At 72.8% G+C, this 9,295-nt stretch carries 12 protein-coding genes; 5 read left to right on the top strand and 7 right to left on the bottom strand.

The features are described 5' to 3' along the window. Positions 1-97: 97 nt before the first annotated feature. The 3 genes from EJK15_RS72225 to EJK15_RS64485 are packed head-to-tail and all read left to right on the top strand — an operon-like array spanning position 98 to position 1,144. Positions 98-247, top strand: coding sequence for a hypothetical protein (locus EJK15_RS72225; RefSeq protein WP_171075330.1), 150 nt, complete (start codon positions 98-100; stop codon positions 245-247). Next, positions 247-867 (top strand): TIGR00645 family protein, encoded by a 621-nt coding sequence (locus EJK15_RS64490; RefSeq protein ID WP_138720129.1) that lies wholly within the window; start codon positions 247-249, stop codon positions 865-867. Before EJK15_RS72225 ends, EJK15_RS64490 begins: the two co-directional genes overlap by 1 nt. 22 nt (positions 868-889) lie before the next feature. Beyond that, positions 890-1,144, top strand: a complete 255-nt coding sequence (locus EJK15_RS64485) for a hypothetical protein (protein WP_138720128.1) — start codon at positions 890-892, stop codon at positions 1,142-1,144. Between the two features lie 173 nt (positions 1,145-1,317). Here EJK15_RS64485 and EJK15_RS73855 read toward each other — a convergent pair whose 3' ends face one another. Further along, complete coding sequence (locus EJK15_RS73855) at positions 1,318-1,791, bottom strand: DUF2283 domain-containing protein (RefSeq protein ID WP_206062164.1); 474 nt, start codon at positions 1,789-1,791, stop codon at positions 1,318-1,320. 120 nt (positions 1,792-1,911) lie between these two features. Between EJK15_RS73855 and pyrF the strand changes: the two genes are divergently transcribed. Next, positions 1,912-2,736, top strand: coding sequence for an orotidine-5'-phosphate decarboxylase (pyrF, locus tag EJK15_RS64475; protein ID WP_138720127.1), 825 nt, complete (start codon positions 1,912-1,914; stop codon positions 2,734-2,736). A 136-nt stretch (positions 2,737-2,872) separates the two neighbouring features. Here the strand turns inward: pyrF and EJK15_RS64470 are convergent, their stop codons facing one another. Beyond that, positions 2,873-3,082 (bottom strand): hypothetical protein, encoded by a 210-nt coding sequence (locus EJK15_RS64470; protein ID WP_138720126.1) that lies wholly within the window; start codon positions 3,080-3,082, stop codon positions 2,873-2,875. A 277-nt stretch (positions 3,083-3,359) separates the two neighbouring features. On the opposite strand from EJK15_RS64470, the gene EJK15_RS64465 reads away from it, so the two are divergent. Continuing rightward, positions 3,360-3,920: a dihydrofolate reductase family protein gene (locus EJK15_RS64465; RefSeq protein WP_138720125.1), complete on the top strand. Its 561-nt coding sequence runs from the start codon at positions 3,360-3,362 to the stop codon at positions 3,918-3,920. On the opposite strand, the gene rbsK is transcribed toward EJK15_RS64465, so the two are convergent. The 5 genes from rbsK to EJK15_RS64440 form a co-directional block, all read right to left on the bottom strand. Continuing rightward, positions 3,905-4,813, bottom strand: a complete 909-nt coding sequence (gene rbsK, locus EJK15_RS64460; protein WP_138720124.1) for a ribokinase — start codon at positions 4,811-4,813, stop codon at positions 3,905-3,907. The two genes, EJK15_RS64465 and rbsK, sit on opposite strands and share 16 nt — an antisense overlap. Next, positions 4,810-6,234: an ADP-ribosylglycohydrolase family protein gene (locus EJK15_RS64455; protein WP_138720123.1), complete on the bottom strand. Its 1,425-nt coding sequence runs from the start codon at positions 6,232-6,234 to the stop codon at positions 4,810-4,812. The genes rbsK and EJK15_RS64455 overlap by 4 nt, the downstream gene beginning before the upstream one ends. Next, a complete protein-coding gene (locus EJK15_RS64450) occupies positions 6,231-7,370 on the bottom strand; it encodes an ADP-ribosylglycohydrolase family protein (protein ID WP_138720122.1) in 1,140 nt (379 codons plus the stop codon). Before EJK15_RS64450 ends, EJK15_RS64455 begins: the two co-directional genes overlap by 4 nt. Continuing rightward, entirely contained in the window at positions 7,367-8,395 is a 1,029-nt protein-coding gene (locus tag EJK15_RS64445) for an ADP-ribosylglycohydrolase family protein (RefSeq protein ID WP_138720121.1), read from the bottom strand. Before EJK15_RS64445 ends, EJK15_RS64450 begins: the two co-directional genes overlap by 4 nt. Positions 8,396-8,401: 6 nt before the next feature. Next, positions 8,402-9,295: ADP-ribosylglycohydrolase family protein (locus EJK15_RS64440; RefSeq protein WP_138720120.1), on the bottom strand; the 894-nt coding region annotated here is incomplete at its 5' end.

Genomic DNA, 9,295 nt, shown 5'->3' with positions numbered 1-9,295 from the left:
CCGGCGCCCTCCGTTCCCCCGTTCCCCCGTTCCCCCGTTCAGCCGTTCAGCCGTTCAGCCGTTCAGCCGACAAGCGCAAGAGCAGCAAGGAGTTCCGTTGAAGGTTCGAGTAGCGGCAGCCGTCGCCGCCTTCGCCCTGGCGTCCGCCACCGCGTCACCGGCCATCCTCGACCAGTTCGGCTCTGGTGAGCCCCCACTCGTCGACGTCCAGACCTGGATCCAGCACGTCAACATCCTCACCTCGTAGTGCGTCTCGCGCAGTTGTCCGTGGCCGGCGCGCCGACGGGGCCGCGGACGGTGCTCACCCGCGTCGGCTACGTGATGTTCCTGAGCCGGTGGATCCAGGTGCCGCTCTACCTGGGGCTGATCGTGGCCCAGGTCGTGTACACATGGCGGTTCATGGTGGAGCTGGTCCATCTGATCCAGCTCGGATTCGGCGGCTCCCCACCGGAGACCACCATCATGCTGATCGTCCTCGGTCTCGTGGACGTGGTCATGATCTCGAACCTGCTGATCATGGTCATCGTCGGCGGCTACGAGACCTTCGTCTCGCGGCTGCGGATCGAGGGGCATCCCGACCAGCCGCAGTGGCTCTCGCACGTCAACGCCAACGTGCTCAAGGTCAAGCTGGCCATGGCGATCATCGGCATCTCGTCCATCCACCTCCTCCAGATCTTCATCAACGCGGCCAGACCGGCCATCACCGACAGGGAGCTTCTATGGAAAACGCTGATCCACCTGACCTTCGTGGTCTCGGCGCTGGCGCTGGCCGTGATCGATCGGATCATGGCGGGCGGGCGGCCCAGCCACGACACCGGGCAGAGCGAAGAGCCCTCGGAGCGGCCCCAGGAGCGGGCCGCCGCCTGACCCGGCTCGGAAGGCGTTCGTGGTGAGCAGGATGAAGGGTGTCGCGGTGGCGGTCGTCACGGGCGTGCTCTTCCCCGGCGCCGCGACCGCGTACGCCGACGACGAGCCTCGCGACCAGGGCCCAGCCCCCCTCATCGGCGACGTGACGGTGTTCAACGACGAGATCGTCGAACCCGTGTCGTTGCCGGTGAGCACGTGCGGAGGCTTGCTGGCGATGTTCAGCAAGGCGCCCAGCGATTGCCGGGACGCCTCGCGTGTCTCCGACGACGACGCCTGAGGTCGCGTGTGCCCGCCCGCGGGGGTGGGCGGGCACAGCTCCGCGATCCCGATCTGGCGTGACAAATGATGATGGGGGCGTTCGCCGCCGCGGTGGTGTCCGTGCTGGCCATCGTCACGGTGGTGCTGGAGCTGCCGCGCCGGCGGTGGCCGGCCTCCCGGTGAACGCGGAGGTCACATCCGCATCTCGGCGGGGAGCCGGGTGGCGGCGTTCATGAGCTCCAGGCCCAGGAGCTGCCCCGAATCCCCATAGTCGAGGACGGCGTCCTCCACCACGACCTGCTGTACGGCCTCTCCTGGGGCTGCTTCATGCTTCATCGCGATATAGGCGATGTCGCGTTCCTTGTCCCAGCTGACGTACACCGTCCGCGCCTGTGTGCCGGGCGAGTCCTCCCAGCTCAGCAGCCCCGCCTTGGCCTCGTGCGAGCCGGTCACCGCGGCCCGTACCATCGCCACCGCCAGCTCGACCGCGCCCAGCGAGTCGAGCCCCGTGACCTTCCTCTCGTGTTCCCACCCGTCGAGCCCGTCGATCCGGTAGGGGCACGACCATTCCCCGGTCGGCTCCTCGTACGGCACGCCGACCGTGACGAACACGTCACGCGGCGGATCGCTGCGCAGCACCAGCACCCGATGGGCGATCTCGTACATGCTGCTGCTCTACCCCGGAGCCACGCCTGGAAGACTGGCGAACGGGAACGGTCGCTCACCTGTTCAGGTGAGCGGCCGGTCCCATATCGTCGCGGCAGGAACATGTGAAGGGGCCCAGTGATGAACGAGTCGTTCGGGACGCGCCTGCGAGCCAGGCTCGACGAATGCGGACCGCTGTGTGTGGGCATCGATCCGAGCCCGGCGCTGCTCCACGCCTGGGGGCTCGACGATTCCCCCTCAGGTCTCGAACGTTTCAGCCGCACGGTCGTCGACACCGTGTCCGACGTGGCGGCCGTGGTGAAGCCGCAGTCGGCGTTCTTCGAGCGGTGGGGCAGCCGCGGCATCGCCGTTCTGGAACGCACCATCGCCGACCTGCGCGAGGCGGGGACGCTGGTGGTGCTCGACGTCAAACGCGGGGACATCGGCAGCACGATGGCCGCGTACGCCGAGGCGTACCTCGACCGGGGCAGCCCGCTGGCCGCCGACGCCGTGACGCTGAGCCCGTACCTGGGGTTCGGGTCGCTGGAGGGGGCGATCACCTCGGCCGTGGCCAACGACGCGGGCGTCTTCGTGCTGGCGCGCACCTCCAACCCGGAGGCGGCCGGGCTGCAGCGGTTAGTGGCCGGCCAGGTGCTGGCCGGGGCCGCCGCGGCGAACGCGGGCCACACGCCTTTCGGGCCCGTCGGGGTGGTCATGGGTGCCACGCTCCCCGAGCTGGAGCACTCGCTGGCCGACCTCAACGGGCCCATCCTCGCTCCCGGGCTGGGCGCGCAGGGGGCCTCTCCCGCCGACGTGGCGCGGCTGTACTCGTCGGTACGGCACGCCGTCGTGCCCTCGGTCTCCCGGGCCGTGCTCACCGATCCCCAGCGGCTGCGCTCCCGTACCCTCTATTACCGGGACGAATGTGCCGCCCACCTGTCTCCCAGCACGGCCGCCAGGAAGTAAGCCCCCAGGTCCTGGTTGCCCCAGCGACTCATCACGCCACACCACCGACGGCGCAGCACGGCGCGGCCAGGCGGGCGCGGCGTAGGCGGCACGGCAGGTGGCGCGGGCCGGGCGGGCGTGGCGTGGGCGGGTGGTGTCAGCCGGTGGGGCCTGCGTCCGGGCGGGTGACATCCTCCTCCTCGTCCTGTTCCGGGGGCTCCTCGGGCACCTCCTGCTCGTCCGGCGGGTTGGCCGGGATGGGGCGGCGGGTCTTCGGCGTGTCGGCGCCGGACCGCTCCGCGACGATGTCGCTCTCCCCGTTCACTCCTCCCACCGCCTCCGGCAGCTCATCGGGTTTCTCACTCATGGTCACCACCTGCCCCGCCAGCACCCGCCGAACCCGCTTGTCACGGTCCATGAGTGATCGCCAGAACCCACCGCCCCACGGCCCGCGTCATCCTCGCCGCCCCCGACGATCGGGTCCTGCTGTTCAGGTTCGTCCCGCCGGACCCGTGGCCGAAGGACGAGCGGGGTCACGTTGTCCTGGACGCACGAAAACTGAGGCGGCAATTTCTTCCCGAGGATGTAGAGGACCCGCGATCGGCTCCGACCCAGTCACGAAGGCAACGACGAAGGAGCACATCATGGGCAAGCTCATCTACTGGGTCCACACCTCGGTCGACGGTCACATCAACGGCCCGGAGGGCGAGTTCGACTGGCCGGGGATGGGGCCGGAGCTGTCGGCGTACGGGGACGAGATCCAGGCGGGGGTCGGCACCTTCCTGTACGGGCGCGTCGTGTGGGAGATGATGTCGGGTTTCTGGCCGCAGGCGGAGTCGATGTCGGACCACCCGCACGACCTCAAGTTCGCCCCCATCTGGCGCCGCACGCCGAAGGTCGTCTTCTCCTCGACGCTGAAGGAGGCGGGCTGGAACACCCGGATCATGTCCGGGAACCTCGCCGAGGAGGTCACGGAGCTGAAGCGGGAGGCGGACCAGGACCTGCTGCTGAACGGCGGCTCGCGGCTGGCCTCCGCGCTCACCGAGCTGGGGCTGATCGACGAGTACCACATCATGGTGCACCCGGTGGTCCTCGGCGGCGGGCAACCGCTGTTCCTGCCGCAGAAGGACCGGGTCAACCTGCGGCTGGCGGATTCGCGGACGTTCGACGCGCGGACGGCGCTCCTGCGCTATGAGCGATCTTGAAGTTGATGCGGGGCGAGCGAGTCCTCGATCTCCCGGCGGGTGGGCATCGAGGTGCTGGCGCCCTCGCGCCGCACCGACAGCGCGGCGGCCGCGGAGGCGAAGCGCAGGGCGTCGGCCATGGGCAGCCCCTCGGTCCGGGCCACGGCCAGCGCGCCCACGAACGTGTCGCCCGCCGCCGTCGTGTCCACCGCCTTCACCTCGATCGCCGGCACCCGCAGCCGCTCCCCCGACCGGGCCCCGTACAGCGCGCCCTCCGAACCCAGCGTGATCACGGCCTCCTCGACGCGCTCGAGCAGCGCGTCCAGGGCGGCGTCCGCGCCTGTGGCGCCCGTGATGGCGGCGGCCTCGTGCTCGTTCGGGACGATCAGCGTGACGGCGTCGAGCAGCTCGTCGGGCAGGGCCTGGGCGGGCGCCGGGGTGAGGATGACCGGCACGCCGGCGACCGTGCCCGCCTGCGCCGCCGCCACGACGGCCGCCATGGGCAGCTCCAGCTGCAGCAGCAGCGCCTGCGAGCCCGCGATCGCGGCCAGGTCGTCGTCCGAGGGGCCGGTGACGGTGCCGTTCGCGCCGGGGACGACGATGATCGAGTTGCCGCCGTCGTCGTCGACCACGATGTGCGCGATGCCGCTGGGCCCGGGCACCTGGCGCAGGCCGCGTACGTCCGCCCCGGCCTCCGCCAGCGTGGCGCGCAGCTCCGCCCCGAAGCCGTCGTCGCCGACCGCCCCGAGGAACGCCACCGGCGCGCCCGCCCGCGCGGCGGCGATGGCCTGGTTGGCCCCCTTGCCGCCGGGCACGGTGCGGAACCGGTGACCGGTTACCGTTTCGCCACGCTTGGGGGCTTCTGAGACGTAGGCGACGAGGTCCATGTTGGCGCTGCCGAAAACCGAGATCATGCCTGCATCATCTCCCGTGTACGCCCGGCCAGCTGGGCGAGGCTCACCCCGTCGAACCCGGTCAGGCTACTGGCCAAGCTGTCGCGGATGCGCCACTCGTCCGGTACGCCGCCGTTCAGCGCGCCCGCGATGGACCCGGCCGTGGCGCCCGCCGAGTCGGTGTCCCAGCCGCCGGCGACCGCTCCGGCGATCGTGGCGGTGAAGTCGCCCCGGCCGTGGATGAGCGTGGCGGCGACGAGGGCGGCGTTGTTGATCGTGTGGACCCAGTGCAGGGCGCCGTGGCGCTCGTGCAGGAGGTCGACGACCCGCTCGAAGTCGTCCTCGCGGGCGGCGTCCGCGGCGGCCAGACGTACCGCTTCGTGCAGGCGCGAGCCCGGCGGCACCACGGACAGACCGGCTCGCACGACCTCCTCCGCCGACGTGGCGACCAGCGAGGCGGCGCACATCGCGGCCACGAACATCGCCCCGTAGATCCCGTTCGCTGTGTGCGTGAGCCGGGCGTCGCGCCAGGCGTATTCGGCCGCGGTGGCCGGATCGCCCGGATTGACCCAGCCGTAGACGTCGGCCCTGATCAGGGCACCGATCCACTCCCGGAACGGGTTGCGGTACCTGGCCGTGAACGGGGGCTCGACGCCGTCCAGGAGGTTGCGGTACGCGACGCGCTCGGCGGTGAACGTACGGCCGGCGGGCAGTTCGTCGAGCCACAGCCTGGCCACGTCACCGGTGGTGAAGTCGCGGCCGTGGCGCTCCAGGACGGTCAGGGCCAGCAGCGGGTAGTTGAGGTCGTCGTCCTCGGGGATGCCGTCGATGTTCTCGGCCAGCGAGTTGACGGCGCTGCGGCGGTTCCACGGCCAGCGGCGCGCGATGTCGTCCGGCAGGCCCTTCGCGGTGAACCAGCCGCGGATGGGCCAGTTGCCGGTGGCCTCGGCGATCTCCCTGATGCCTTCGCGCGGGATCTTCTCCACGGGCTTGCCCAGCACGCACCCGGCCGCCCGCCCGAGCCACGCCCCCAGCACCCGCGCCGGGTCCACCGCCGTACCCGGACCGGCCACCGCGCCGCGACCCATCGCGCGCACGCCACCGTACCCGGCGACCGAAGCGGCGGCGCCCCGGGCGGCGGCCGGGTGCTGTCCAGGTCTCGGCCAGTTCAGGCAGGCGACGATGATCTCGGCCAGGTCGGACGGCTCGGGCAGCGGTGACGGGATCGCTCCGAGCTCGTCCAGCAGGTCCTGGGCCACCCCGCGCAGCCGCGCCGCCTCCGGCCCCGAGGCGCCGGCCCGGGGCGGAGCATCGTGTCCGCCGGCCTCGTGCCACCGGTCCGCGATGTCCCGTACGAGCTCCGGGCCCCGCCCGTCCTCGGCGGCCTGGCGCAGCTCGTGCCCGATCAGATCCTCGGGCTGGACCCAGGTGAGCCGGATCATCGGCGGTCGAGGCCGGCGAAGGCGGCCTCGTGGGCGCGGCGGCGTGCCAGGTCGTCGTCGTGCACCCGGCGCGCCACCTCCGCGATCGCGAGCCCGGGGCCCACCAGGTCCGTACGGCTGGCCGCCCCGACCAGGTCCACCCACTCCGCCGGCACGGCGCCCAGCCCGCCGAGCGCGCCCGCGATGGCCCCGCCCATGGAGGCGATCGAATCGGCGTCGCGCCCGTAGTTGACGCCGCCCAGCACGGTGTCGCGGTAGTCGCCCTTGGCGATCACCAGGAAGCCGAGCGCCAGCGGCAGCTCCTCGATGCTGTGCACCCGGCTCGGCCGCCGCGCCCCCAGCCCCTGGTCGCGGTAGGTGTCGGCGACCGTGTCGTAGGGCCGCACGGCGGCCCGCAGCGCCGCGAAAGATCCGTCCCAGTGCCCGAGTCCGGCGGCGGCCTCGCACACCGACTCGATGGCGGCCCTGGTGCCGTCCTTGGCCAGGCTCAGGCAGGCGGCGACCACGGAGTCGACGGTGGCGCCGGGACGCATGGCCTCGGCGACGGCGGCGGCCATGACCCCGGCGGCCTCGCGGCCGTAGCTGGACTGGTGCGCCCCGGCCAGGTCGACGGCCTCGGCGTAGGCGGCGCCGGGGTCGGCGGCGTTCACGATGCCGACCGGGGCGACGTACATGGCGGCGCCGCAGTTCACGATGTTGCCGACGCCGGCCTCGCGGGGGTCCACGTGCCCGTAGTGCAGCCTGGCCACGATCCACTTCTCGGCCAGGAAGACCCGCTGCAGCGGCAGTGCCTCGGTCTCCAGCTCGGGGATCCACCGCCGCTCGCCCATCAGCTCGGGGACGAGGTGGTCGGCCATCGCGTACGCGTCGAGGTGCCCGCCGACCCTCTCGTACACGCGGATCAGGGCGTGCGTCATCAGCGTGTCGTCGGTGATGTGGCCGTCGCCCTTGTGGTACGGCGCGATCGGGCGGGCGTTACGCCAGTCCTCGTTGAACGGCGGGACGATGCCCTCGACGCGGCCGCCGTACCGCTCCACGATCTGTTCGGGAGTCCAGCCCTCGGTGGCGCCGCCCAGCGCGTCACCGACCGCCGCCCCCGCCACGCAGCCGGTCGCCCTGTCCTCAAGCGGCGTCATGCGATTCCCTCCGTTAGTTCGATCAGATCTCTGCCCGCCAGGCGCGGCAGGCAACAACCTGCCAGCGTACGGGCCGACGCGATCCACCCCTCCGGGATCGTCTCGTAGCCGCCGCACGCCCCCGCCAGCGCCCCGGCCAGCGCGGGCGCCGAGTCGGCCAGCGCGGCCAGGCACGCCGCCGCCGGCACGGCACGCCCGAGGTCGCCGCCGGAGGCCTCGGCCAGCGCCAGCGCCACGGGCACTGTCTGCGCGGCGCCCACGCCGTAGCTGTAGACGTGGTCGAGCAGCGCCGCGTCCAGCGCGGGCACCGCGGCGAACGCGTCGCCCGCCTTGCGCGCGACGGCCAGCGCCACGCGGGCGTTGTGCCCGATGGCGGTGTCCTGCGGCAGTACGGCCAGCGCCGCCTCCACGGCCCGGCCGATCGCGCCCGACGCCACGGCCTCGGCCACGGCGGCGGCCATCGCCAGGGCGCCGAGCACGCCGTCGCCGGCGTTCGTCACCTGGGCGTCGTGCGTGGGGTCCCTCCCCAGAGCCCCGAACGCGACGGCCCTGACGGCGGCGGCGTCGTCGAAGTGGTGCGGGTTGTCGTGCCCGGACGCGGGCGGTTCGACCCCCTTGGCCAGGTTGTCCAGCGCGGTGGCCACCGAGATCCGCGCCCTGACGCCCTGGTGGGTCTCGCGCTTCCGCGCTCCGGCGGCGCGCCCGCCGGCCGTGTCAGGCGGCGCCTCGTCGGCGATGAGCTCCCTGAACGCCTCGGCCCTCGGCCGGTCGATCGTGAGCACCGTCCAGGCGAGCCACTCGGCGTCGTCGGACGGCCCGATGGCCAGCGGCGCGGTCGGCTGGTTGAGCGCGAACGGCACCGGCAGCGTGGTGACCTCGTGCTCCTCCGCGAACGCGTCGAGCTCCCTGTGCAGGCGCCTGCTCCAGGGGGCGTGCAGGGCCGCCCGGTGCCTGGCCGCGGGCCAGCCCGCCGCGTCACCGACGGCGAGCCCGGCGAAGGCCCCCCTGATTCTGTCCCCCGACATCGTGATCTACAGCCCTTCCGCCAGCTCGTCGGCGACGTCCAGCACATGTCTTCCTGCCACGACGGGCAGGCACTTGCCTGTCACGGGCCCGATCCTGGCGGCCCACCGCCCGGGGACGCCGTGCTCCCCTTGCCGGGCTCCGGCGATGGCCCCGGCGATGGCGCCGATCGTGTCGGCGTCCCTCCCCAGGCTCACCCCGAACGTCACCGCCGCCTCGACGTCACCGTCGCCCACGATGAAGGCGGCCAGCGCCAGCGCCACCGCCTCGGGGGCGACGTCGGTCCACGGGTAGTGCCTGACGACCACGGCCTCGTGCAACGCCTCGACGACCTCCGCCTCGCCCGAGCCGGCGCCGGAAGGTTCATCGTCGGCGACCGGGGACGGCGACCAGCCGAGCACGTCGCAGACCCGCACGATGTTCCGGGCCGTCCACGAGTCCGCCGGGATGACCGACAGCGCAGCGAGCAGCACATCGCCGACGGGCGCTCCGCCCATGGCCGCCGCCACCGCCCCGGCGACGGCACGCCCGCCGAGGATGCCCTCGCCGGACCCGCTGACCAGCCCGTCCTGCTCCACCAGCCGAGCCGCCTCCTGCGGATCCCCAGGGCAGAAGATCCCATAGGGCGCGGCCCGCATGGCCAGGCCGTCCGACCAGCCGTGCGAATGCGCCAGCCCGGTCAGCGGCGGCTCCAGGCCGCGTCGAAGCGCTTCGACGGTGCCCAGCTCGGAGAAGCCCGCCCCCCGCATCGGCCCCGTAACCCGGGGGATGATCTCCTCCCGGTACGCCTGCGCCGCCAGGGCGGCAGTCAGCCCGTGCCCGTGCCGCACCAGCAGCGAGGCGGCGAAGATGGCGTACTCGGTGTCGTCCGTGCCCCCGCCCTCGATCTCGGTGAGCCGCCC

It is taken from the genome of Nonomuraea basaltis (assembly GCF_005893125.1).
Taxonomy (GTDB): Bacteria; Actinomycetota; Actinomycetes; order Streptosporangiales; family Streptosporangiaceae; genus Nonomuraea; species Nonomuraea basaltis.
The sequence above is the reverse complement of the archived record's forward strand: the minus strand, read 5'-3'. Positions and strand labels throughout refer to the sequence as shown.

Excerpts from the sequence above, each read along its gene's own strand:
- EJK15_RS73855 (WP_206062164.1), bottom strand. The coding sequence starts at position 1,791 with ATGTACGAGATCGCCCATCGGGTGCTGGTGCTGCGCAGCGATCCGCCG.
- pyrF (WP_138720127.1), top strand. The coding sequence starts at position 1,912 with ATGAACGAGTCGTTCGGGACGCGCCTGCGAGCCAGGCTCGACGAATGC.
- EJK15_RS64470 (WP_138720126.1), bottom strand. The coding sequence starts at position 3,082 with ATGAGTGAGAAACCCGATGAGCTGCCGGAGGCGGTGGGAGGAGTGAAC.
- EJK15_RS64465 (WP_138720125.1), top strand. The coding sequence starts at position 3,360 with ATGGGCAAGCTCATCTACTGGGTCCACACCTCGGTCGACGGTCACATC.
- rbsK (WP_138720124.1), bottom strand. The coding sequence starts at position 4,813 with ATGATCTCGGTTTTCGGCAGCGCCAACATGGACCTCGTCGCCTACGTC.
- EJK15_RS64455 (WP_138720123.1), bottom strand. The coding sequence starts at position 6,234 with ATGATCCGGCTCACCTGGGTCCAGCCCGAGGATCTGATCGGGCACGAG.
- EJK15_RS64450 (WP_138720122.1), bottom strand. The coding sequence starts at position 7,370 with ATGACGCCGCTTGAGGACAGGGCGACCGGCTGCGTGGCGGGGGCGGCG.
- EJK15_RS64445 (WP_138720121.1), bottom strand. The coding sequence starts at position 8,395 with ATGTCGGGGGACAGAATCAGGGGGGCCTTCGCCGGGCTCGCCGTCGGT.